This is a genomic window from Spirosoma harenae (assembly GCF_054776975.1).
Genome location: NZ_BAAHBD010000047.1, coordinates 1 through 24,970 on the forward strand (window position 1 = coordinate 1; position 24,970 = coordinate 24,970).

The following is a 24,970-nucleotide window of genomic DNA, read 5'->3' on the forward strand; positions in this document are numbered from 1 at the left end:
ACAAGTGGGAGAGTAGGTAGGTGCCACCTGATGAAATAAAGTCCCTCAGTCAACCGACTGAGGGACTATTTTTTTGCCCTTATTTTAATACGAAAAAGCCGCATCATCCAGTTACGAATATTGGACTAAGCATATTCCAAAACGTTGATCGCTGGCAGTTTAATTCCGTCTAGTAATTGCTCTTCTAGCAAGTCAGCCCACGTATTCATATAGGTAATTACATCCTCGCGCACATTATGCTTTAAGAACCGTTTTTCTATCGATAAGCGAGTCAATACTGCTCGATCGCCTAACCGCTCAAGATATTTTAAATCTTCCAGCATTAATCCAGCGTTGAGCATCTCGTTAATTAACAGATCAATCGGCATTTGGCTTGTCGAACAATAATCTTCTGCTTGTTCATTCCAGTCGCCGTGACGTTGCATCGCATATTGGTGGATTTGATCTTTGTTAAGTTTGGTTAGCTCTTGGGCCAGATTACCACAATTACAACCACCCATATGGCCCCACTGATACGGAGCGCCTTGCTGTAAATTCTGTGCCGTTTTGCGAAGGGCATTGATTAATTCAAGAGTTGGGCGAGCCATAGCTTATCTATTTTATAGATTGATATTTCTTGTTGGCGAAACGGCCTTGTAAATGCTTTTGTTCGCTTGCAATAAAAAAGCCCGTCTATGACGGGCGCTCTATTAACGGACTAATTCCATTAAATCTTTATCGTTTACTTCCTTACGAATGTCGGCCATATCCAGGAATCGGCTGTAAATGCCGTCTAAAGTTGGCTTATCGTAGCGAAAGCCTAACAGTTCCAGACGGTGTTTTAATGCATGACGACCGCTACGTGCGGTTAGGACAATCGATGATTTAGGGACACCAACATCATGCGGATTCATGATTTCATAGTTTTCCGAATGCTTTAGAAAACCGTCTTGGTGAATACCAGAAGAGTGAGCAAAGGCATTACGTCCGACAATCGCTTTATTAGCTTGTACTGGCATTCGCATCATTTGCGAAACCAGGTTGCTCACTGGAAACAGACGTGTTGCGTCAATATTCGTGTGCAGACCTAATTCTTTTTTAACTTTTATCGCCATCACTACTTCTTCAAGTGAAGTATTTCCTGCCCGCTCACCAATGCCATTTATCGTTACTTCGACCTGTCTGGCTCCGTTTATAACACCAGCTAACGTATTTGCCGTTGCTAGTCCTAAATCGTTGTGGCAGTGAATCGAGATGGTTGCTTTATGAACATTAGATACGTGTTCATAAATATAAGCGATCTTTTTTCCGTACTCATCAGGCAAACAGTAGCCCGTTGTATCAGGAATATTAACGACTGTAGCGCCTGCATTTATAACGGCTTCGGTCAGTTGAGCGAGAAACGCTAGATCAGCGCGTCCGGCGTCTTCAGCGTAAAATTCAACATCTTCAACATACGTTTTAGCATGCTTTACAGCGCCAACTGCCTGCTCAAGAATCTTTTCCCGTGTACTATTAAATTTATTTCGGATATGAATGTCTGATGAGCCAATTCCTGTATGAATGCGGCCGGTTTTAGCCCATTTCAATGCTTCGCCAGCTGCATCTATATCACCTTTAACGGCCCGGCTGAGCGCACAGATAGTTGGCTGCGTAACCGCCTTTGAAATTTCGACTACAGAGCGGAAATCACCAGGGCTGGAAATAGGAAAACCCGCTTCAATAATATCGACACCAAGTCGTTCCAGTTCTTTGGCAACGACAATTTTTTCTTCAGTGGTTAATTGGCAGCCTGGTACTTGTTCGCCATCACGCAGAGTGGTATCGAAAATATAAACTCGTTGGCTCATTGTCCGGTATAGATTGAATTGCTTTTGGTTCGTTAACAGAAAAAGGCCCTTTCTGCTGGAGAAAGGGCCTTTTTATTGGCATTATCCTTTTCTCCGTTCTTAAAAAACGATCAGTTTTTGTAATTGGTAGCGTAAGGATTTAGGCATAAATCTTTTGCGAAATTTCGCTGACTGCGTAAATACGCTACAAAAATAGCTTTTTTTATAGCGTTTGCAAGAAGTAAAGCATTTTTTTTGCCGAATCTAATAAGCTGAATAACTAAGCTGTCAGACGTTGCAAAATCTCTTGACCCATTGCATCAGTACCCAGAATCTTGTCTTCAGCTGTAGTATTATTCGCAATGTCTCGGGTGCGAAAACCAGCTTTCAGAACAGCGTCAACGGCATCAATTACAGTTTGCGCTTCGGTTTTAAGACCGAATGAAATATCTAATAATAAAGCTACAGACAATATTGATGCCAATGGATTCGCAACGCCCTTGCCTGTAATATCATGTGCAGAACCGTGAATTGGCTCGTAAACGCCTGTGCTGTCACCAACCGATGCTGAAGCAAGCATGCCCATCGAACCAGCAATCTGGCTAGCTTCATCGGTTAAAATATCGCCAAATAAATTCCCAGTTACGACTACATCAAATCGTTTAGGATCTTTAATCAGTAACATAGCGGCTGCATCAATGAACTGGTGTTCAACTGTTATATCAGGATATTCAGGAGCAATTGCCTGAACAACTTCCCGCCATAAACGACTGCTTTCCAATACATTCGCCTTATCAACTGAACAAAGTTTCTTTCCTCGCGTACGAGCGGCTTCAAACGCTTTCCGAACAATACGCTCAACTTCGTACTTGCTATAAATCATGGTATCGTAAGCCGTATTGCCTTCGTCGAGCCGTTCCCGCTTACCAAAATATACGTCGCCCGTTAATTCTCGGAAGAATAGAATGTCAGCACCACGCAGAATTTCGGGTTTTATACTAGATGCGTCCAGCAGTTCATCGAAAAGTTTGATTGGGCGTAGATTTGCATATAAGCCCAACTCTTTGCGCATTTTCAGCAATCCTTGTTCGGGCCGAACTTTGGCTGATGGGTCATTATCGTATTTAGGATGGCCGACCGCTCCAAACAGAACGGCATCAGCGGCTTTCATTTTGGTTAAGGTTTCGTCGGGTAGCGGTGAACCGGTAGCCTCAATAGCTACGTGACCAATTAGCGCTTCATCATACGTGAATTCATGCCCGAACTTTTGAGCGATTACTTCCAGAACTTGCTTACCAACAGCGGTTACTTCAGCCCCAATACCATCGCCGGGGACAACAAGGATGTGTTTTTTCATTAATTAAACAGTGAAAGGAAAAAAGAATGAATGAAAGATCGATATATGGCTCTTTCATTCGTTGTTATGGACGCACGGCTTCAGCAATGACATTTTTGCCGATAATCTGACCTGTTGTTAATTTGTCGAATACGCGGCTGACTGGGAAAACAACCCGATCATAAAAAATGACGGACTCTTTGGTAATTCGACCGTCTTTGCCAAGCCATTTATAGAGTAATGAGATGAAATAGCCTGCGAAATCGTAATAACGGCAATCCGTAACGCGAAAACCGGCATCTTCCAGAATCTGACGAACCAGCTTCTTATCATAGCGACGATAATGGCCAACGTGCTCGTCCATATTACTGAAAATCTCCTGACGAGCTGGAACAAACACTTTAATGCGTCCGCCTGGTTTGAGTTTCGAGAACAACTCTTTGACGATTTCGCCGTGGTGCTCAATATGCTCTAATACGTTGATCGTATAAATCAGATCGTATTTTTTGGTGAGCTGGCTAATATCTGTATAAATAGGCTGTTTAATTAATGGCAATAGATCGGGGTCAATTTCGGCCGCGTCGACACTTCCTAGTGGAAAACGATTGGCATATTCTCCATTTCCAGCGCCAAAATCCAATACGGCTTCTCCTGGGCGAATATCGCGTGCCACCCAATTATATAGACCACTATTATAATTAACGGCGTGGCTCATCATGGCCAGATTGTCTGAACCATTGTATTCTACTTTTTCGGCCGTTTGTTTTGCCTGACTCATAAGGGAGTAATTGAACGTTCTAGCGTTTTATAGGAAGACCAACTAAGCACGAATTTATACGAATCCATATAAATGCCCAAATGGGTAGGGCCTATTGGTCGATAGCTAGAGTTAATCCAACGTGTTTAGCATTTTTTGCGTTGCTTTAATCGCTGATACAGTCTGGTCAGAATCTAGCCCTCGAGTTTTAAATTCGCGTTTTTCATCTTTCCAAGTGATAATCGTTTCGCATAGAGCGTCCGTTTTGCCACCTGTCGGAATACGAACCGCGTAATCCGTTAATTCGGGTAAAACCAGATTCTTTTTTCCGTAAATCTTCTTCAGCGCATTCATAAACGCATCGTACTGACCATCGCCCTGAGCATTTTCTTCAAACTGCTCTTCGTCAATACGGACACGTAGTGTAGCTGATGGTTTGAGGTCTTTCGAATGCGTCAGAACATAGTTCAAAACTTCCACACGCGAAGCTATAGCACTGGTATTCAATACATCGGCAATTACGTAAGGAAGGTCTTCGCGCGTTACGACTTCTTTCTGATCACCCAGTTCAATAACCCGTTGCGTGACTTTCTTGAGATCATTTTCCGATAGCTGTATACCTAATTCCCGAAGGTTGTTTTCAATATTCGCCTTCCCCGACATCTTACCCAGCGCGTAGCTACGTTGCCGTCCAAAGCGTTCGGGTAATAATGGGTTGAAATACAGGTTATTCTTTTTATCGCCATCGGCATGAATACCCGCCGTTTGCGTAAATACATTATCACCAACAACTGGTTTATTATCAGGAATCCGAAGACCAGAAAACGTCTCGACAATTTTGCTAACCTGGTATAGCGATTTTTCAATCACACCCAATTTTACTTCTGGCATAAAATCGCGCAGTACGGCAATCGCACTAGCCATCGGTGCATTTCCGGCCCGTTCACCTAATCCATTCACGGTCAAGTGAATACCATGCGATCCAGCTCGAATGGCTTCCATAACGTTTGCAATGCTAAGATCATAGTCATTGTGCGCATGAAAATCAAAGTGGAGATCGGGATAGCGATTAATCAGTTGGCTAATAAACGAATATGTTTCACTGGGTGTCAACACACCCAATGTATCCGGTAATAAGACGCGACGTATCGGTTGAGTTTGAAGAAAATCCAGAAACTGAAGCACGTAATCAGGCGAGTTTCGCATGCCATTGCTCCAGTCTTCCAGGTACACATTTACCTGTAAACCAGATCCTTGAGCTTTAGAAAGAAGTGTCTGAATATCCGCAAAATGCTCTGCTGGCTTCTTTTTCAGCTGATGAGTCAGGTGGTTCATTGACCCCTTGGTCAGCAAATTCATAACCTTGGCGCCAGATGCCTGCATCCACTCAAGGGAAGCGTCACCATCGACAAAGGTCAGCACTTCGATTTTATCGAGTAAATTAACGCTGGCCGCCCAATCCGTAATTTGTTTAACCGCTTCCAACTCACCCGCCGACACGCGTGCCGACGCTACTTCAACGCGATCTACCTTGACCTCCGTGAGTAGTAACTGAGCTAAAGCCAGCTTTTCAGACGCTGAAAACGACACCCCGCTGGTCTGTTCACCATCGCGGAGTGTCGTATCCATTACTTCAATATAACGAGGTTCCATTAGCAATGATTGAATGATAGAATGGCTGAATGATTGAATGGTTTTGCGTTAGCTATTCTATCATTCAATCACTCAATCATTCTACCATCACGTTAAAATGGTCTTGTTTCGGCGAAGGCTTCGATTTCGGTTTTCATCGAAAGCAGATAATCGATATCGTCGTAACCATTGACGAGATTATGCTTTTTGTAGCCGTTGATCGCAAAGCTTTCGCTCTCGCCAGTAGATAACAACGTAATAGTTTGTTCTGGCAAATTAACTTCTAGTTCAGTAGTAGGATCAGCGTCGATAGCTGCGAAGATTTTATCCGCAAACTCTGTGCTAACTGTAACGGGTAGAATGCCAATGTTTAAGCAGTTGTTCTTGAAAATATCTGCGAAAAAGCTAGATACAACACAACGGAAGCCATAATCATAGATAGCCCAGGCAGCGTGCTCACGGCTTGACCCACTACCGAAGTTTTTACCGCCAACCAAAATCTTACCCGAATAGGTAGGATTGTTGAGGACGAAATCCGCTTTTGGGGTATCGTCGCTGTTGTAGCGCCAGTCACGGAAAAGATTGTCGCCAAATCCTTTGCGTTCAGTGGCTTTCAGGAAACGGGCAGGGATAATCTGGTCAGTATCGACGTTCTCGATTGGCATCGGAACGGCGGTACTGCGAAGTATAGTGAATTTATCGTAAGCCATGTTTTTAGTGATGAACGATGAGCGATAAACGATGAGTGTTACTGAACAAGCCTAGGCGTCAGCAAACCGAAACGGCGGACCGCTCATCACTCATCGTTTATCTCTCATCAATTTAAAAATTCTCTTGGATCAGTAACTACGCCCGTTACGGCAGCTGCGGCAGCGACTAATGGACTGGCCAGTAAAGTACGAGCGCCGGGGCCTTGACGACCTTCGAAGTTGCGGTTTGAAGTCGAAACAGCGTATTTGCCTGCTGGAATTTTGTCTTCGTTCATGGCCAGGCAAGCTGAGCAACCGGGCTGACGGAGTTGAAAACCGGCTTCGGTAAGAATATCCAAAATACCTTCGTCCTGAATCTGTTTCTCAACAATGTGTGAACCCGGTACGAGCCAGGCCGTTACATTATCCGCTTTTTGACGACCTTTTACGATAGAGGCAAACGCCCGGAAATCTTCAATACGTCCATTGGTGCAACTGCCGAGGAATACAAAATCAACCGGTTTGCCAATCATGGATTCATTTTCAGCAAAGCCCATGTATTGCAACGACTTCTTGTAGCTCGCAGCGCCATCTTTTACTGCTTCAGCTAATGGAATATGTTGAGATACACCTGTTCCCAAGCCAGGATTGGTGCCGTATGTAATCTGTGGTTCAATATTGGCGGCCTCGAAGGTCAAATCAACATCGAACGTAGCGCCTTCATCGGTTTTAAGCGATTCCCAGTAAGGAACCAATTTATCCCACTGCTCGCCTTTGGGAGCTAATTCGCGTCCTTTTAGATAATTGAGAGCTGTTTGGTCGGGAGCTATCATACCACCACGCGCACCCATTTCGATGCTCATGTTGCAGACCGTCATGCGGCCTTCCATGCTCATATTCTCGAAAACGTCGCCCGCGTATTCCACAAAATACCCCGTAGCGCCACTAGCCGAAATCTGCGAAATGATATACAGAATTACGTCTTTCGGCAATACACCTTTACCTAGTGTCCCATTAACGCTGATACGCATTTTCTTTGGCTTCGGCTGCATAATACACTGCGTCGCCAAAACCATTTCCACTTCCGATGTACCAATACCGAACGCAATCGCACCAAACGCGCCGTGCGTCGAGGTGTGCGAATCACCACAAACGATCGTCATACCGGGTAGGGTAATACCGTTCTCTGGACCTACTACGTGTACAATGCCATTTTTAATGTGGCCCAAGCCCCAGTGCGAAATACCATACTTAGTCGCATTCCGCTCTAAGGCAGCTAACTGATTGGCCGACAATGGATCAGCAACAGGTAAATGCTGGTTTAGTGTTGGTGTATTGTGGTCGGCTGTAGCGAAGGTGCGGCCGGAAAATAATACCGGTGCGCCCCGACCTTCCAGACCCAGAAAAGCAACTGGGCTGGTCACTTCGTGGATAAAGTGCCGATCGATGAACAGGACATCCGGACCATCTTCTACATGCCGAACAACGTGTGCATCCCAAACTTTATCGAACAGGGTTTTTGGGGTACTCATAAGGATATCAACTAATTTATTTCTAGTACGTTTCTGGTAGTGTAGCTCTTGAAGTAAGAGCGAGGTTACAAAATTGATTAATCTTCTTGAATACACTATCTCGTCATTCGTCCACTAAATAGCGATTTTAGCTCAAGCTATTCGTTAGACTGCAAAACTGCATAATACACTTATAGCGCTGTAAATTCAACACGCCGATTATTTGCTTTTTGCTCAGGTGTCGTATTGGGATTTAGTGGCTTCGTCTCGCCAAATCCCTGCGCTTGTAAACGTTCCGGTTTGATGCCCATTGTAATAAGTTGCGCTTTCACTGCATCCGCTCTTGCCTGCGACAATTTCATATTAGATGCGTCGTCGCCATCACTATCCGTGTGACCTCCAATTTGAAAATTGGCTGGGTTCTGTTGCATATACGCGACTAACTTCGTCAATACAGGCATACTTTCGGCCTTGATGATCGCTTTATTGACATCAAAGCGAATCGAGTGCGTAATAAACTTACCGTCTTTGAGTTCAATTGCTTTAGCTGGAATTCCCGTTGCCAGACGAAAATTTTTAAGTAAAATCTTCATGTCGTTGCTGGTATTTCCAGTAATCAGGATTTTCGTAGGAATCAATCTGCAATCGGGAATATCAATCATTTTATATTGATCCAGATAGACAGTTAGATGCTTTTTTGAATACGCCATAGCAATGTGTACCCATCGGTTATAAAATTTGCTTTCCCCTGCATACTCATCAGGATTGTGCTCCGATGCATGGCCATCTTCCGGATAGTTAACACTCATTTCGTGCTTGTTGGGTGTTATAACAACGAACTTGTCTCCATTTAGCAGATTGACTTCTATGCCTGGATTGCCATCATAGCCATCGGCAAGCCAGGTGTCGTATTCAATTGTAAACTCTTGAGGTAATACTGTGCCGGGTTTTAGTTTTGGGCTGAGCTTTGTATAATATTCCTTGATCGATATATAGCCCTCTGCTCCTTCTTTTTTGAGTTCAACTTTTCCGCCTTCTAGATTCCAGAAAGAGGCAAATTCATTGTTGTTGAATAAAACGTAATTCTCTTCAAAAAGAATTTTTTCACCACTTGCAAACCCATAATTTTTAAAATCGGATAACTTGTTTTCTGGGCCGTTTTGGCAAAAAACGATGGTATAGGCACATAGAAATAAACTGAGGAAAAAGTATTTTTTCATCATATTGGTAGTTGGATTTGGAAGGAATACCTGGCTAACTTAATCGAATAATAGGCCAAAAATAGTCAATTGCGACTTACTACTTGGTTCGTCTGATTAAGCGGCATGTTTAGGTGTAGAGCCATATTGACTTTTGTACGCTTTAATAAAATGCGATACACTTTCATACCCAATTTCCCGGCTTACTTCCGACACGTTTTTGTCAGTATTCCGTAGTAGAAAATGAGCGTGTTCAAGTCGTTTCCGGCGAATCCAATGTCCAGGTGATATGTGAAAATGTTCCTCGAAATCGCGTTTGAAAGCGGATAAACTACGTCCTGATAGTCTAGACAATTCATTCATCGACAGGGGTTTGAGCAGATAGGTATTCATCAGGTAGTCGAGGTCGGTTTTCTGTCCCTGATAAATATGCCACAGAATGGAACGTAATCGCTTTGTCGTGTCGAGTTCGAGAAGATGCAATAAGAGTTCCTGAAATTTGAGCCGGAGCAGCTCGTTCAAAAAAGGAGTTTTTGCGCCAAAATAGGGGAGGAGCGAATCGATAAACGTTGTAAACGTAGGCGATGAAGTGAACGATAAAATAAGGTCGTTCGGGAGTATATGAGATGAGATTTGGAATAGCGCAATATGCTGACCGACAAATTCTTTTAATAACTTTTCATTGACAAAAAATACAAGACTTCGGTAGCTATTATCAATGGATTCATTCATCGAGTAACATCCACGCTGAAAGAACAAAATGTCCCCTTTGCGAACATGTAATTCCTGCGTTGGTGAACTGAATTTCTTCTCGCCTTCCAGTACCACAATGACCGCATGTTCTTCAAAAAAAACCTCGTTCCGCTCAGGATATACATCGCTACGGTAGGCCACAAACGTCATGTCTGAACCATCAGATCGCTGAATATTCAGCGACTGAAATTGATTAGGCTCTATAGATGAGGGGACGCGGAGCATGATTAGTTAGTAAGCTATCTGAAACCAGTTAAGGAGCCTACTATAAATTCAGGAAATCTCTATGACGTTTTGCAAGTCACCTTGTGCAAGCCTTTCAAAAAGTTTAGGAATAAGCCCGGCAAGTGTTTCTCTTCGGCTGTTGAAGGCACAAAGAACGAAAATGGTCAAGGGTAATCGCGTTACGTTTTGTTGATAAGGAAGATTGCGGTCGACTGTAACAAAGATTTCGAAACCGTTGTCAATCATGAGCTTTAATAAGGCTCCGTTTTTCTGGCCTAACCAACCCATATCGCGTACAGTTAGTACCTCATGCTCATCACCAAAATCACCTTTAAGTTTTCTAGGCAAACTTTCATCAAGCAAAATTCTCATGCAGGACTTTTTCTGTAGTCAATGTACGTTTAGCCATTTCCAAAACTGCCACTGCCGCTTCTTTGGAAACCGATGGAAAATCATCAAGAAATTCATTTAAATCTTCTCCTCCTTCAATGTAATCAAACAAACTTTGAACGGGTACTCGTGTACCGGCAAATACAGGAGTACCACTCATTACTTCAGGGTCAATACTTACTTGGCCATACTGCATAACGGTCGTCGTTTATTACCGAAAATATAAAAAATTTATCCCTTCAGTGATTGAATAGAATAGCTATACCACAGTAAAGCTACACCAAAAACTGGAACAAATCGGGCTGGTCGTTTAGGTATTCGAAGACGATGTTTTGGTCTTGCATGCGCTGAATGAGCGGTTCGAAGTCTTCTCGATTTTTTAGCTCGATACCTACTACGGCAGGGCCTGTTTCGCGATTGGTTTTCTTGACGTATTCAAATCGGCTGATATCATCATTGGGACCTAATACATTTAGAAAATCGCGGAAGGCGCCTGCACGTTGTGGAAACCGGATGATGAAATAATGTTTAAGACCTTCGTATAATAATGACCGTTCTTTGATTTCTTCTGTACGGGTTATATCGTTATTTCCTCCGCTAACTAGGCAAACAACGTTTTTACCACGAATTTCTTCACTAAGGAAATCGAGTGCGGAAATCGTTAAAGCACCGGCTGGTTCGGCTACAATTGCATCTTCGTTGTATAGTTGTAAAATCGTGGTGCAAACTTTGCCTTCGGGAATCAGTACAATACGATCTAAGTTTTTGCGGCAAACTTCATAAGTAATATCGCCGGGACGTTTGACAGCGGCTCCGTCTACGAATTTGTCGATTTTGTCAAGCGCGATGACGTGTCCTTCGTCGATGGATAATTTCATGGATGGCGAACCGAGCGGTTCTACGCCAATTAATTTAGTTCGAGGACTTAGCTGTTTGAATACGGTAGAGACACCGGCTGCCAATCCACCACCGCCAATCGCCATCAGGATGTAATCAATCTGAACGTTGGAATCCCTGAAAATTTCCAGTCCGACGGTGCCTTGTCCCTCCATTACCTGCAAATCATCGAAGGGGTGAACAAACGTGCAGTCGTGCGTTTGAACAAACTCCATAGCCGCGTAATACGCATCGTCGTACGTATCGCCGATCAAGACAACATCAACATACTCTTTACCGAACAGCTTTACCTGTTTTACTTTCTGATTGGGTGTCGTGGTCGGCATAAAAATAGTACCGCTCACACCCATTTTGCGACACGCATAAGCAAGGCCTTGTGCGTGATTGCCCGCACTGGCACATACGACGCCTTTGGCTAACGCTTCGGAAGAAAGGCTAGCCATTTTGTTATACGCTCCCCGAATTTTGTAGGATCGGACAACCTGCAAATCTTCGCGTTTCAGGAAAATATTGGCTCCGTAACGATCCGACAGATTTAGATTTTCCTGTAAGGGCGTATGCGTGGCTACTCCCTGAAGCCGTTTGGCTGCCAGATAGATATTATCGAGACTGGGAATTTGAACGTCGTTCGTTGTCATGAAGTGATTATTAGGCTCCATCATAAACAGGTATTCGCTACACCATCACATAACAAGTTTGTGTGACCGTGTAGCGAATGACCTTTGTAAAAACTATGCTAATTAGCTACGTTCTGGACGCAGGCTACGTACGGCCGCACCCGCTTGCCACATTTCTGATTCGCGAAGTTCGGCTAATTCAACTTCCAGTTTTTCGCGGTAATCTGGCTGCGAATTCCGCGTGATGCTGATCTCAGCTTGCTCCTGATCTTTTACCGAGTTATAGAGTTTCTCGAAAACAGGCTTGGTTGCGTCGCGGAAAGGCTTCCACCAATCCAGAGCGCCCCGCTGAGCGGTGGTCGAACAGTTAGCGTACATCCAGTCCATTCCGTTTTCGGCTACCAGCGGCATCAGCGATTGGGTTAGCTCTTCAACGGTTTCGTTGAATGCCTCTGATGGGCTGTGTCCGTTAGCACGTAATACTTCGTACTGAGCAGCAAAAATACCCTGAATAGCACCCATCAGCGTACCACGCTCGCCGGTCAAATCAGAGGTTACTTCTTTATAGAAATCGGTTTCGAACAGATACCCTGAACCAACGCCGATACCCATAGCAATCGCTTTGGTACGAGCATTACCCGATGCATCCTGGTAAACAGCAAATGACGAATTCAAGCCTTTACCTTCAACGAACAGACGACGCAGCGACGTACCCGATCCTTTAGGGGCAACCAGGAATACATCAACATCAGCCGGGGGAACGATACCCGTTTTTTCTTTATAGGTAACGCCGAAGCCGTGCGAGAAATACAGCGATTTACCAGGTTTCAAGGCGGCTTTTACAGTTGGCCAGAGTTCAATCTGGGCGGCATCAGAAAGCAGGAAGCAGATAATCGTGCCTTTTTCCAGCGCTTCTTCGATTTCAAACAACGTTTCGCCTGGAACCCAGCCATCAGCGACAGCTTTGTCGTAAGTTTTCCCTTTCCGTTGTCCGACGATTACATTGAAACCATTGTCGCGCATGTTCAGCGACTGACCGGGGCCTTGTACGCCATAGCCAATCACGGCGATGGTTTCGTTGGCTAGCACCTCACGGGCTTTTTCGAGTGGGAATTCTTCCCGGGTCACAACTTGCTCTTCTACTCCTCCGAAATTAATCGTTGCCATTGTTTAATTGGTTTTTGTACTCTTGTATGTGGGGTTACTAATTGGTTACGCAAATAATAAGCAGACTACATGTAATGAGCCCACTCAGCCTCAGGCAGGTATTCGACTAGACCTTTCTTGGTTTTGCCGACGGCTACGCGACCGGAGCGAACAAACTCCAGAATCTCGTACTGCTTGATGTAATTGAAAAATTCGAAAATCTCGGTATCATTGCCTGTTTTCTCAATCACTACATAGTCCAGTCCCCAGTAAACGACCCAGGCTTTATATTGGTGATTGATAGTTTCAACGTCCAGTGGTTTACTTCCCAATGCCGTCGACATCTTAAACAGGGCAATTTCGTTGTACACGATCTCGTCGTTGAGATAGCCGAAAACAGCCAGTACTTCTACGATTTTACGAATCTGTCGTACGAGTTTCTCCACTTCTTCGCGCGATTCGTGTTTGATTACAATCGTAAAGCGGGATACGCCTTTTCGCTCGGTTTCCGATACGGTCAAGCTCTCAATATTGATACGTCGGCGCGTGAAAATAATCGTGATGCGATTCAGCAATCCGATCGTATTCTCCGTGAATATGCAAATGGTGTATGTTGTCATAAACTACTTCAGTCTGATCTGCGATACGCTTGTACCGGCTGGTACCATTGGGAATACGTTTTCCTCTTTTTCAACGATGACTTCGAGCAGGTAAGGGCCGTCGTAGTTGAGCATCGTATCGAGTGAATCTGACAAATTATCACGTTCGTTGCATGTGTGACCAGCCATACCGAATCCTTTGGCAATCGTGATGAAGTCCGGATTTTGCAATTCTACAAACGAGTAACGACGCTGGTGGAATAACTGCTGCCACTGACGCACCATGCCCAAAAAGTTATTATTCAGGATGATTGCTTTAACCGGTTGTTTATTCTGAACAATCGTACCAAGTTCCTGTAACGTCATCTGGAAACAGCCATCGCCAATAATCGCAACAACCTGGCGATCTGGAGCACCGACCTGTGTCCCAAAAGCAGCTGGTAAGGCAAATCCCATTGTTCCCATCCCTCCTGACGTAACCAAGCTATTCGGACGTTTGAACTGATAATACCGGGATGCCATCATCTGGTGTTGGCCTACATCCGTTACCAGCACCGCTTCGCCATTCGTTTTCTTCGACAACATGTCGATCACTTCGGGCATTCGAATTTTACCTTCTGCCGTATTGAGTGCGGGTTCTGTAATCGTCTCATTTTCGACAGCATCGTATTTGCGAAACTCATTTCGCCACACCGTATGATCGTTCGGATGAACCAGTGGCAATAAGGCTTTCAATACCTCCTTAGCATCGCCAACGACGGGTGCATCCGCATGGATGATTTTGTCAATCTCCGATGGATCAATTTCAATATGGACAACTTTAGCCTGTTTGATGAATTTACTGGCATCACCCGTCACCCGATCATCGAAGCGCATGCCAATAGCAATAATTACGTCGGCATGATCGGTCATCACGTTTGGACCATAATTGCCATGCATCCCTAGCCAGCCTACATAAAGTGGATGGCTTGTAGAGATTGTTGATTGACCCAAAAGCGTCGTGGCAACTGGGATTCCCGTTTTTTCTGCAAATGCCTGTAACTCTTCTTCAGCTTTAGCAATCTGAACCCCATGTCCAACCAATATGTATGGTTTTTTCGCACTATTAATCAATTGAGCAGCCGCTTCTACCTGTTCGTGCTTTGGTACTAATCGAGGACGGTAGCTGATTATGGTTTGACATTTTTCATACGAAAAGGCCGTTGTCATCAACTCCAGTTGCGCACTTTTGGTAATATCAATCAAAACCGGACCAGGTCGACCTGACTGAGCAATGTAAAACGCTTTCGAAATCACCTCAGGAACTTCATCTGCGCTAGTAATCTGATAGTTCCATTTTGTAATTGGCATGGTAACGCCCATTACATCCGCTTCCTGAAACGCATCCGTACCTAACAATTTCTTCGCAACCTGACCCACAATGCAGACCATCGGTGTTGAATCAATGAGCGCATCAGCAATGGATGTAACTAGGTTCGTAGCGCCCGGTCCTGATGTAACAAGGCAAACACCAGCCCGCCCCTGCATACGAGCATAGCCTTGAGCAGCATGACCAGCACCCTGCTCATGTCGAACAAGAATGTGGTTAATCTGATCTTGGTAATCGTAGAGGGCGTCATAGACAGGCATAATAGCTCCGCCAGGATACCCAAAAATCGTGTCGACTCCTTCAGCCAGAAGCGACATCATAAGGGCTTGTGAACCGTTGATGTAAGTAGGGGCCGGCTTGGTTTCGATCGCTTCCGGCATAACGCTGGCAATTGCTTCCATGACACTTGTGCGGTTTAAGGTCGTATTCAGTTTGTTGGTTTACGGCTTATTAATGTCTAGTCTTCATCCGTTACGCAGCCTTCGCTGGCTGACTTCACGTTGCGGATGTATTTACCCAAGACGCCTTTTGTGAATGGCGGAGCAGGTTGCTTCCACTCGCTTTTACGGTAGGCCAGCTCTTCGTCCGAAACGTGTAAGGTTAATTCGCGGGTCGTTGCGTCGATGGTGATGCGGTCGCCGTTTTGAACGAGGGCAATTGGGCCGCCTTCAAACGCTTCGGGTGTTACGTGCCCAACGACAAAGCCGTGTGTACCACCGGAGAATCGTCCGTCGGTAATTAGAGCCACTTTATCACCAAATCCTGCGCCCATGATGGCCGAGGTTGGTTTCAGCATTTCGCTCATGCCAGGGCCACCTTTCGGACCTGCATTTCGAATCACAATTACCTGCCCGGCCAAAATCTCACCTTTCGATAAAGCCTCGATAATTCCGCTTTCGTGTTCAAAAACCTTGGCAACTCCCTCAAATTTCAGGCCTTCTTTTCCGGTGATTTTCGCAACCGATCCGGTTGGGGCTAGATTACCGCGCAGAATCTGAATGTGCCCGGTTGGTTTGATTGGCTTGTCGAGCGGGAACACAATTTTCTGCGTATCGAAATTCAGGTCGGAGGCTTCTTCCAGATTTTCGGCTACTGTCTTACCCGTTACGGTTATGCAATCGCCGTGAATGAAACCATTTTTATACAGATATTTCATCACAGCTGGAACACCTCCGATAGCCAGCATATCTTCCATATAATACTTGCCGCTCGGTTTTAAATCGGCAAGTAATGGAGTTCGGTCGCTGATGGCCTGTATTTCATCAATGGTCAGTATAATGCCAGCGGCCCGAGCGATAGCCAGATAATGTAAAACCGCGTTGGTAGAACCACCGAGTGCCATGACAATTGTCAGTGCGTTTTCGAGTGATTTTCGCGTGATGATTTCTTTAGGAGTGATATTCCGCTCCAGCAATACTCGCATGGCGGCACCAATTTTCTTGCACTCTTCCTGCTTGCCTTCGTGTGTGGCTGGATACGTACTGCTAAAGGGCAGACTTAAACCCATTGCTTCGATGCTGCTAGCCATGGTATTGGCCGTATACATACCCCCGCAAGCGCCTGCACCCGGAATCGCATTCTGAACGACGCCTTTAAAATCTTCGTCAGAAATGTTACCGGCATATTTTTTGCCCAGCGCTTCGAACGCCGAAACGATGTCTAATTTCTGTCCTTTATAATGTCCTGACCGGATTGTACCGCCGTAGACCATGATACTCGGACGCTCTAACCGAGCCATCGCCATGATCGCGCCAGGCATATTTTTATCGCAGCCAACAACTGTTACAACACCATCATACCATTGAGCCGCTACAACTGACTCGATTGAGTCTGCAATAAGATCGCGGCTGGGTAACGAATAACGCATGCCATCATTCCCGTTCGTCATGCCATCCGATACGCCAATGGTATTGAAGATCAGCCCCACTAATCCGTTCGCTTGAATACCTTGTTTTACGTACACCGATAATCCATTGAGGTGCATGTTGCATGTATTTCCTTCGTAACCCGTGCTGGCAATCCCGATTTGAGGTTTTTTCATGTCCTCCTCGGTCAGGCCAACGCCATAGAGCATAGCTTGGGCTGCGGGATTACTAATGTCCTGAGTTAAGACACGGCTAAAACGATTTAATTCGGCGGTAGGCTGTTCGGTAATCATATTTTTAACAATTAGCGAAATTTCGCTGATAGTGTAATAACGCTGTAAATAAAAACCATGTTTTTCGTAAAGGCAAGAAAAATCGAATTATTTGTCAGTTAAATTGAGTGAGTGTTACTTTTGGTGTATGACTACTGAAACAACATCCCATTACGATCATCTGGAGCAAATGTCGATCCACGACTTGCTGACGAATATCAATAAGGAAGATAAAACCGTTCCGCTGGCCGTGGAAAAAGCGATTCCGCAGATTGAAGCGTTAGTTAGTGAGATCGTAAAACGGATGAAAGAAGGGGGGCGATTGATCTATATAGGTGCCGGTACAAGCGGGCGATTAGGCGTAGTGGACGCATCGGAATGTCCACCTACGTATGGTGTGCCTCACGATCTAGTCATTGGCTTAATGGCTGGTGGTGATGGAGCAATCCGAAAAGCCGTTGAATTTGCCGAAGACGATGCCGAACAAGCCTGGAAAGACATCGCTCCCTATCAGCCCGACGAACATGACACGGTTATTGGGATTGCCGCTTCTGGCCGAACGCCTTATGTCATTGGTGGTTTGGATCAAGCTCGAAAAGCGGGCTTGCTAACAGGCTGTATCGTTTGTAACGAAGGTTCTGCTGTTGCAAAAGCGGCTGAATTTCCCGTAGAAGTAGTTGTAGGGCCAGAGTTTGTGACCGGAAGTACACGTATGAAAGCAGGTACGGCTCAGAAACTGGTGTTGAATATGATTTCGACCTCGGTGATGATTCAGCTGGGTCGGGTAAAAGGCAACAAAATGGTAGATATGCAACTGACAAACATCAAATTGCAGGATCGGGCAGCTAAAATGGTGATGAGCGAAATCGGTGTAGATCGTGAAGAAGCCGAAGCATTGCTCAAGCAGTTTGGCAATGTACGTGGCGCTATTACTGGCTATAAAAAATGAAGTGTTGTTTGCTAAACGACGTAGCCGATATATAATTGATACAATTTATCACGGCTACGCTTGAGTCGCATTTTAACGGCACTCGTTTTAAGATCGCAGCGCGCACCAATTTCCTCAACGCTCAAATTATCCTCGTATTTCAACTTCAGGATCGCGCGTTCTTCTGGAGTAAGTTTGGTTAATACCAAGCTAATAGCCTGCCAGGCTTCCTCCTTTAGCTGACTGTCTACCGTGTCGGCTATATAATCAGCGGCATTATCTTCCAGAGGTGTCGTATGAAGACGTCGGGCTAGGCGAAGTTGATCCGCACAGTAATTGTATGTAACGGAATAAAGCCAGGTTGAAAGACTGGATTTTTGTTTGAATGCCCCCTTTTTCTCAAAAACTTTCAGAAAAATATCTTGAGTAAAGTCATGAGCCAGATCAGTGTCTTTGATCATCGAAAGGCACCACTTGTAGACTCTATTTGAGTAGCGTTTGTAAAGAGCCTCGAATCTTTGATCCAGCAAACTCTGTTCATAATCACTACCAACAAGTTCTTCGTCGTCCATAGTTGAGTTCATATTTATGAGTATGGGAGGATCAAGTTTCACTGTACAAAGTGAACCTGACTTCGGCTATTATAGTCAAAATTAGGCTTTTGAGTAGCTCAATAGTCTATAAATCTACTAGATGGTGTAGTTATATATATTTTGTGGTAGCAGGGTGGTGATCAAATATTACCAATTGGTAAGAGTACTGATTTGTTGAGATCTTGTGGAAATTCGATCAATATGAATTGGCCCGTCATTAAAGCTGGATTTTTGTTTCTATAATAAATCAGCAATAAAATTTTTCCGACAATGCTTGCACAAGATTCATTTCTACGTTTACTTTGAAATTCAAAGTGCTTTTAAATGAAAGAAGAGCAGGATTATATTCGGGATATAGCCCAGATACGTTCCATAATGGAGCGGTCTTCCAAATTTCTGTCGCTTGCGGGCTGGGCAGGCATTATGGCAGGCCTGTATGCATTAGTAGGCGCTTATATCGCCTACGCTGTTTTCGACTTTAATCCCGATGAAATCGTTTACACGGGCGGCCAATTGGGAAGCGACGTTTCTGGCTTATCAACAATCGTTTTATTGGCCAGTATAATCTTGTTTTTAGCGATCAGCACTACGGTTATCCTGTCTAGTAGAAAAGCGAATAAACGAGGGGAGAAGCTTTGGAATGCTATCGTTAAGCGACTTGTGATCAATATGACTATTCCGTTAGTTGTTGGTGGAGTGGTGATTCTTATTTTGATTGCTAAAGGGTTGGTTGGCTTAATGGCCCCGTTTACCTTGCTCTTCTACGGATTGGCTGTCTATAATGCCAGTCAGTTTACGTATGAAGAAGTGAGAAGCTTAGGACTCATCCAGATTGGGTTGGGCTTATTCAGCACTTACTTCGTGGAGTACGGATTACTATGTTGGGCTTTAGGCTTTGGCATTGCCCATATTATGTATGGTATTTATATGCATTTCCGATACGAACGGTGAAGATATCCATCAATGGTTTACATAAAGCATTTGAAAGCAGAATCAAGCTCGGTATTATGGCAGCTCTGGCTGTTAATAACGCGCTTGATTTTAATTCACTCAAGGAATTTCTTGATGTAACAGATGGCAATCTGGCAAGTCATCTGAAAGCATTGGAAAAAGAAGAATTCATTCGGGTGGAAAAATCATTTGTTGACAAAAAATCGAACACAAATTATGCTTCGACGGAACTTGGACGAAAAGCATTCAGCGATCACCTAAATGCCCTGGAAAAATTAATTAAAGGAGTCTCCGATTAAGCTAAAGCTACTATATTATGAAAGAAAAAGTCCAATCGATTTCCAATGACCACAACGAGGTATATATCTGTACCAGAGAAGTTTATAATGTAGTTTAGTAGGGTAATGACTATTTTTTTGCTCGTGCACTTTGCATTTCAAAGTGCACGAGCTCATTCTTAGAACAAACAATTTATAACGCTTAAAATAAAATGACCATGACACAGAGAACCAACTTACCAGAACAGCCTATTCACTCAGCGTCACTAAGGAAGAGAATGCTGGTGGGCGCAGGAATTGCTTTCCTGCTGATTTCACTTTTTCTAATTGGGGTAAGAAACCCTAAACCCGAATGGGGAACCCTTTGGATGATCAGACCATTGATCGTTGTTGCTTTCGCCGGAGCAATGGGAGGGTTATGTAATTACTTCATTCTCAATTATAGCGACCGAATCGGGGTAAATAGACTATTGGCTACGATAGTCAGCGCGCTCGTGTTTATCGTGGGCTTATGGCTTGGATTTGTTTTGGGATTGAACGGCACCTTGTGGAATTAAACAGTACTTTCATGAAAAACGAGATACTCGCCCATATAAACGAGCCTGGGCAACTCGAAAAGCTATATCGAGCCAACAAAGCACCCTTTAAACGAGCGTTCAATGCCCTATATCCAGAACTGAAAGGAAACTCATTGGCTGATTTCTGGAATGAACGTTTAAGCTATGAAAGTGATGAACTGAGCTGGGGCACAAGCCGGGAATTACGCTTTGTGATCATTGCGGTGTTCGTGGCAGGGATTATTGCCAAGTTACCTGCATTTTTGGGTATAGATCAGGAGTTTTTCTACTCCAGAAATATTGGTTTTATCGTTTTTCCGGCGCTATCAGCCTACTTTGCCTGGAAGAACAACGCATCGACCCGGAGCATTGCTTTGATCGTTGGCGCAATCCTCGTTGGGATAGTGTTTATCAATTTTCTTCCCAATAATAAGAAAAGCGACACCTTAGTTTTATCCTGCATCCATTTAGCCTTGTTTCTCTGGTCGGTGTTAGGCTTTGCTTTTGTTGGCGATACCCGACATACTGAAGAAAAGCGGCTTGGTTATTTACGATACAATGGTGACCTGGTCGTTATGACAGGGCTTATTCTGATTGCAGGCGGAATTATGACGGGTATAACGGTAGGGCTTTTTCAACTTATTGGCCTGGATATCAGGACTTTCTACGTTGAAAACATTGTCGTTTTTGGTCTTCCGGCGGCTCCTATTGTCGGAACCTACCTTACGCAGGCAAATCCGCAGTTAGTTGGGAAAGTATCGCCGGTAATTGCGAAGCTCTTTAGTCCGCTGGTACTAGTCATGCTGGCTATTTACCTTGTAGCGATTATCTATTCGGGTAAGGACCCTTACAACGATCGTGAGTTTTTGCTGATGTTCAATGCCTTATTGGTTGGTGTGATGGCTATCATTTTCTTCTCTGTTGCCGAAACATCCAAAACAGTTAAAAGCCTGCCTGAAGTATGGATACTCGCTTTGCTGTCTGTGCTGACTATACTGGTTAATGGTATCGCGCTATCGGCCATCTTATTCCGAATTTCAGAGTGGGGTATTACACCTAACCGACTTGCTGTGCTGGGTAGCAATGTGTTAATTCTGATCAATCTTCTGTTGGTAACCGCAAAACTGTTTAAAGTTCTTTCGAAGCGAGCAACTATAAATGAGGTTGGAAAAGCTATTGCTTATTACCTGCCGGTTTATGTGTTGTGGGCCATTATCGTGACGTTCCTGTTTCCGTTTCTATTTGGATTCAAATAAATAGAGAAAAGGTAATCCCTGATTCCTCTACTTTATTACTGGGGGCTATTAATGCTACATAACACAGCCTGGTTTACCTATTTTTTTTATCTCCATACTTTGAATTTCAAAGTGGATTTTTCGCTAAATCTATTAATCAAATTGTCATGTATTCTGCACAATATCCAGTTATAAGACTAAAAATCATCGCTGATTTCAAAAGCTATTTTTTCTCCAAACGGATCGCCTTGTTTCTTTGGCTCCGTGCTGTAATGATTACCTTACTTTGGTCGACGACCGCTTATTCGCAGGATAAAACGGGCGAAATTGACAAAGTCTTTGCTTGGGCAACGTCGGCTACACCTGGGTGTGTATGCGCGGTCGCCCAGAATGGAAAAGTCGTTTTGAACCAATCTTATGGTTCTGCTGACCTTGAGCACAGCGTTCCAGTAAACTCAGAAACTGTTTTCGATATTGGGTCAACAAGGAAACAATTTATTGCTGCGGCCGTCCTCCTGCTCGCTAACGAAAAGCGCCTTTCCCTTTCCGACGATGTTCGTAAGTACATTCCAGAGCTTTCTGACTATGGGCATAAAATCACGGTGGATCACTTGCTGACGCATACGAGTGGTATTCGTGACTGGACAGGATTATTACCATTGGCAAAAGGAAAACCCGATGTATTGACGCTGATTCTACGTCAGAAAGGACTCAATTTCGTGCCAGGTGAAGAATGGTCATACTCGAACAGTGGCTATGTATTACTGACGGAGATAGTTGCGCGTGTGAGTAAGATGTCGTTCTCTGAATTTTTACACAAGCGTCTGTTTGAGCCGCTTGGGATGAAGACGACATACGTTGACGATTTACACACAGCCGTCAAGAATCGGGCTCTTGCCTATAAAAAAGAAGGGAACCAATGGAAAGTAGACATGCTGCTTGGTAACGATCGCGGTGGGGCAGGGGCTATTCTGAGCACCGCAGGCGATCTGGTAATCTGGAACGAAGCACTCACCAATAATCGTCTTGGCCAGTTTGTTAGCGAAAAACTTCAGGAATCAGCAAGGCTAAACAATGGCAGGAAGCTAAGCTACGCCCGTGGTTTGTTGGTAGATTCCTATCGCGGCTTTAGAGAAATATGGCATTCTGGTGGTGCGGCTGGTTACCATTCATGGCTGGGTCGTTATCCAGAGCAAGGCCTTTCAATTGTCATTCTCTGTAATTCGGATGCTATCGCGGCAACGACACTCGGACACCGGGTTGCCGACCGATTTCTGCCCACTACAACTGCTCCGGAGGTTGAGGCTGGTCCACCGCCCACAATCACTGGTGAAGCACTGGCGGGCGTAAATAGCAAGGCAGGACAATTCATCAACGAACGGACCGGGGAATCAATACGTCTGGCGGTAGACCGAGATCGGTTTCGTATTGCAGGCGGACCTGGCCTAATACCGATCAGTAAGGATCATTATCGTCGTTGGGGGAATTCAGTCTGGTTCATGTCGCAGGATGCGTTCGAGCTGTACTTTGTTTCGCCAGATCAATTCGATCTGAAATCGATGGAGGACCAACTAACCCGGTATCATCGGGCCCAGCCCTATAACCCTACTGCAGACGATCTGAAGGCCTTTGCTGGCCGATATCAGAGCGACGAGATGGATGCGTTCTTTGATCTGTCGCCCGAAAAAGACGTTTTGAAGGGTCGGGCAAACGATGTGCCGGGCGAGGGTTTGCCTTTTAAACCGATCGATCAGGATACGTTTCAATTAGGAGGGTTAACCTTACATTTTCTTCGTAATAAGGCCGGCGAAGTTGTGGCTCTCGACTATAGTAATCCATTACTCCGCAACATTCGATTCACTCGCAGTCGTTAGCAAAGGTCGTTTCTCGCCTAAAACGAATGGCCTCACCTATTCAGCTAAATCAAATCTAAAATCAATATGAAGCCCCATGTCAGTAACAAAATAGCTACGGAATTTCGTATTCAAGGCTTAGGTAAGCTATGGAAAGTCAGAATACTAGTTGCGGTTATGCTCAGTTTCGTATTCTCTCTTTCAGGATACGCACAGATGCTTGCTAAGGCGAAACTCGATCAGTTTTTCGATCGACTTGCCGAGAAAAATAAGGCGATGGGTAGTCTGGTTATCGCTAAAGATGGCAAGATCCTTTATAGCCGCTCGATAGGCTACGCGCAAATCAATGGAGCCGAAAAAAAACCATTAACTGCGGCAAGCCGATACCGGATCGGTTCGATCACAAAAACGTTCACGGCGACGATGATCCTGCAACTGATTGACGAGGGGAAATTAAAACTTACCGACAAGCTTGACCAGTTCATTCCACAGATCCCAAATGCCTCTAAAATCACTATTGCTCAGATACTTGGGCATAGAAGTGGCATCCCGAATATAAAGCGCGAGCAGAATGCTCAGGGGGCAGCGAACACGATTCCAATGACGAAAGATGAACACCTCGCCCTTATCGTCAAAGCCACCCCCGATTTCGAGCCGGATACAAAATCGCTTTACAGTAACTCCGGCTATTTCGTATTGGGTCTTATTCTTGAAAAGGTAACCGGAAAATCCTATGAGGAATCCCTCAAACAGAGAATTACGGCAAAGATTGGTCTTAAGGATACCTATACCGCGACCGGGAACATTGATGTAACCAAGAATGAAAGCCTTACCTATTTTGCACTTCCCGGTGGCGACTGGAAACAAGTACCCGAAACCCATCCCAGCATCCTCTTTGGCGCGGGAGCAATTGTTTCGACACCAGCCGATCTGACTACATTCATCAAGGCGTTGTTCGATGGAAAACTGATTTCTCAGGAGAGTCTTACAATGATGAAAACGGAGAGAGACGGCGAAGGATTTGGCATGGTGACCTTTCCATTTGCGGGAAAAACTTTCTACGGGCACACGGGCGGAGCTGACAATTACGGAGCGTGGGTATCTTACCTGCCGGAAGAAAAGTTGGCGATTGCCTACACGACAAACGCAAAGGTGTATCCGGTGAAGGATATTTTAGGCGGTGTTGTCGACATCTACTACCATAAACCGTTTCAGATTCCCACCTTCGAATCAATGGCTATCAGCCAGGATATACTGGACAAATATGTTGGTACTTATTCGTTCTCTGGTGCCCCTGCGAAATTTACAATTACCCGAGACGGTGCCACACTCTACGCGCGGCCACCTGGTGCACAATCGGCCTGGCCGCTCGAAGCAACGGCACAGGATAAATTCAAAATTGATAACGGCACTGCGGGGGGCATCGTTATTGAATTCGATGTTGCCAAAAGCCAGATGACTATCAAACGGAACGGTGGAGAGCGGACTTTTACTAAGGACAACTAACGAT

General features: G+C 44.8%; 24 protein-coding genes. 7 read left to right on the forward strand and 17 right to left on the reverse strand.

All coding sequences use genetic code 11. From position 1 onward, the window contains the following. Nucleotides 1-125: 125 nt before the first annotated feature. The 16 genes from ACYVE4_RS31040 to ilvD all read right to left on the reverse strand — a co-directional run bounded on the left by ACYVE4_RS31040 (nucleotide 126) and on the right by ilvD (nucleotide 17,086). Entirely contained in the window at nucleotides 126-587 is a 462-nt protein-coding gene (locus ACYVE4_RS31040) for a hypothetical protein (RefSeq protein WP_461044312.1), read from the reverse strand. A 102-nt stretch (nucleotides 588-689) separates the two neighbouring features. Beyond that, complete coding sequence (locus ACYVE4_RS31045; protein ID WP_461044313.1) at nucleotides 690-1,829, reverse strand: 2-isopropylmalate synthase; 1,140 nt, start codon at nucleotides 1,827-1,829, stop codon at nucleotides 690-692. A 259-nt stretch (nucleotides 1,830-2,088) separates the two neighbouring features. Next, nucleotides 2,089-3,165 carry a 3-isopropylmalate dehydrogenase gene (gene leuB / locus ACYVE4_RS31050; protein ID WP_461044314.1) on the reverse strand — a complete coding sequence of 359 codons (1,077 nt, stop codon included), beginning with the start codon at nucleotides 3,163-3,165 and terminating at the stop codon, nucleotides 2,089-2,091. Between the two features lie 64 nt (nucleotides 3,166-3,229). Continuing rightward, on the reverse strand, nucleotides 3,230-3,922 hold the full coding sequence (locus ACYVE4_RS31055; RefSeq protein WP_461044315.1) for a class I SAM-dependent methyltransferase: 693 nt from the start codon (nucleotides 3,920-3,922) through the stop codon (nucleotides 3,230-3,232). A 111-nt stretch (nucleotides 3,923-4,033) separates the two neighbouring features. Further along, the gene (locus tag ACYVE4_RS31060; RefSeq protein WP_461044316.1) at nucleotides 4,034-5,554 is read right to left on the reverse strand and encodes an alpha-isopropylmalate synthase regulatory domain-containing protein; all 1,521 of its coding nucleotides are present in this window, start codon (nucleotides 5,552-5,554) and stop codon (nucleotides 4,034-4,036) included. Nucleotides 5,555-5,646: 92 nt separating this feature from the next. Further along, a complete protein-coding gene (gene leuD, locus ACYVE4_RS31065; protein WP_461044317.1) occupies nucleotides 5,647-6,243 on the reverse strand; it encodes a 3-isopropylmalate dehydratase small subunit in 597 nt (198 codons plus the stop codon). Nucleotides 6,244-6,350: 107 nt separating this feature from the next. Then, on the reverse strand, nucleotides 6,351-7,754 hold the full coding sequence (gene leuC / locus ACYVE4_RS31070) for a 3-isopropylmalate dehydratase large subunit (RefSeq protein WP_461044318.1): 1,404 nt from the start codon (nucleotides 7,752-7,754) through the stop codon (nucleotides 6,351-6,353). A 170-nt stretch (nucleotides 7,755-7,924) separates the two neighbouring features. Beyond that, a complete protein-coding gene (locus ACYVE4_RS31075; protein WP_461044319.1) occupies nucleotides 7,925-8,956 on the reverse strand; it encodes an OmpA family protein in 1,032 nt (343 codons plus the stop codon). Nucleotides 8,957-9,049: 93 nt separating this feature from the next. Further along, nucleotides 9,050-9,910, reverse strand: coding sequence for a helix-turn-helix transcriptional regulator (locus ACYVE4_RS31080; RefSeq protein ID WP_461044320.1), 861 nt, complete (start codon nucleotides 9,908-9,910; stop codon nucleotides 9,050-9,052). Between the two features lie 48 nt (nucleotides 9,911-9,958). After that, the gene (locus tag ACYVE4_RS31085; RefSeq protein WP_461044321.1) at nucleotides 9,959-10,282 is read right to left on the reverse strand and encodes a DUF5615 family PIN-like protein; all 324 of its coding nucleotides are present in this window, start codon (nucleotides 10,280-10,282) and stop codon (nucleotides 9,959-9,961) included. After that, nucleotides 10,266-10,496 (reverse strand): DUF433 domain-containing protein, encoded by a 231-nt coding sequence (locus ACYVE4_RS31090; protein ID WP_461044322.1) that lies wholly within the window; start codon nucleotides 10,494-10,496, stop codon nucleotides 10,266-10,268. Before ACYVE4_RS31090 ends, ACYVE4_RS31085 begins: the two co-directional genes overlap by 17 nt. Nucleotides 10,497-10,575: 79 nt before the next feature. Next, the gene (ilvA, locus tag ACYVE4_RS31095) at nucleotides 10,576-11,835 is read right to left on the reverse strand and encodes a threonine ammonia-lyase (protein ID WP_461044323.1); all 1,260 of its coding nucleotides are present in this window, start codon (nucleotides 11,833-11,835) and stop codon (nucleotides 10,576-10,578) included. 102 nt (nucleotides 11,836-11,937) lie between these two features. Next, on the reverse strand, nucleotides 11,938-12,981 hold the full coding sequence (ilvC, locus tag ACYVE4_RS31100) for a ketol-acid reductoisomerase (protein WP_461044324.1): 1,044 nt from the start codon (nucleotides 12,979-12,981) through the stop codon (nucleotides 11,938-11,940). A 65-nt stretch (nucleotides 12,982-13,046) separates the two neighbouring features. Then, a complete protein-coding gene (gene ilvN / locus ACYVE4_RS31105; protein ID WP_461044325.1) occupies nucleotides 13,047-13,580 on the reverse strand; it encodes an acetolactate synthase small subunit in 534 nt (177 codons plus the stop codon). Between the two features lie 3 nt (nucleotides 13,581-13,583). Further along, nucleotides 13,584-15,329 carry a biosynthetic-type acetolactate synthase large subunit gene (gene ilvB, locus ACYVE4_RS31110; protein WP_461044326.1) on the reverse strand — a complete coding sequence of 582 codons (1,746 nt, stop codon included), beginning with the start codon at nucleotides 15,327-15,329 and terminating at the stop codon, nucleotides 13,584-13,586. Nucleotides 15,330-15,385: 56 nt separating this feature from the next. Further along, nucleotides 15,386-17,086 carry a dihydroxy-acid dehydratase gene (ilvD, locus tag ACYVE4_RS31115; protein WP_461044327.1) on the reverse strand — a complete coding sequence of 567 codons (1,701 nt, stop codon included), beginning with the start codon at nucleotides 17,084-17,086 and terminating at the stop codon, nucleotides 15,386-15,388. A gap of 127 nt (nucleotides 17,087-17,213) precedes the next feature. Between ilvD and murQ the strand changes: the two genes are divergently transcribed. Further along, on the forward strand, nucleotides 17,214-18,014 hold the full coding sequence (murQ, locus tag ACYVE4_RS31120; RefSeq protein ID WP_461044328.1) for an N-acetylmuramic acid 6-phosphate etherase: 801 nt from the start codon (nucleotides 17,214-17,216) through the stop codon (nucleotides 18,012-18,014). Nucleotides 18,015-18,025: 11 nt separating this feature from the next. Here the strand turns inward: murQ and ACYVE4_RS31125 are convergent, their stop codons facing one another. Further along, nucleotides 18,026-18,577, reverse strand: coding sequence for an RNA polymerase sigma factor (locus tag ACYVE4_RS31125; protein WP_461044329.1), 552 nt, complete (start codon nucleotides 18,575-18,577; stop codon nucleotides 18,026-18,028). A gap of 333 nt (nucleotides 18,578-18,910) precedes the next feature. On the opposite strand from ACYVE4_RS31125, the gene ACYVE4_RS31130 reads away from it, so the two are divergent. From ACYVE4_RS31130 to ACYVE4_RS31155, 6 genes are all read left to right on the forward strand, one after another. Next, complete coding sequence (locus tag ACYVE4_RS31130) at nucleotides 18,911-19,537, forward strand: hypothetical protein (protein ID WP_461044330.1); 627 nt, start codon at nucleotides 18,911-18,913, stop codon at nucleotides 19,535-19,537. Next, nucleotides 19,534-19,836, forward strand: coding sequence for a winged helix-turn-helix domain-containing protein (locus ACYVE4_RS31135; RefSeq protein WP_461044331.1), 303 nt, complete (start codon nucleotides 19,534-19,536; stop codon nucleotides 19,834-19,836). Before ACYVE4_RS31130 ends, ACYVE4_RS31135 begins: the two co-directional genes overlap by 4 nt. Nucleotides 19,837-20,033: 197 nt before the next feature. Beyond that, on the forward strand, nucleotides 20,034-20,372 hold the full coding sequence (locus tag ACYVE4_RS31140) for a potassium transporter KefB (protein WP_461044332.1): 339 nt from the start codon (nucleotides 20,034-20,036) through the stop codon (nucleotides 20,370-20,372). An 11-nt stretch (nucleotides 20,373-20,383) separates the two neighbouring features. Further along, nucleotides 20,384-21,628: a hypothetical protein gene (locus ACYVE4_RS31145; RefSeq protein WP_461044333.1), complete on the forward strand. Its 1,245-nt coding sequence runs from the start codon at nucleotides 20,384-20,386 to the stop codon at nucleotides 21,626-21,628. Nucleotides 21,629-21,774: 146 nt separating this feature from the next. Next, the gene (locus tag ACYVE4_RS31150; protein ID WP_461044334.1) at nucleotides 21,775-23,481 is read left to right on the forward strand and encodes a serine hydrolase domain-containing protein; all 1,707 of its coding nucleotides are present in this window, start codon (nucleotides 21,775-21,777) and stop codon (nucleotides 23,479-23,481) included. 156 nt (nucleotides 23,482-23,637) lie between these two features. Continuing rightward, nucleotides 23,638-24,966, forward strand: coding sequence for a serine hydrolase domain-containing protein (locus tag ACYVE4_RS31155; protein WP_461044335.1), 1,329 nt, complete (start codon nucleotides 23,638-23,640; stop codon nucleotides 24,964-24,966). Nucleotides 24,967-24,970: the final 4 nt, after the last annotated feature.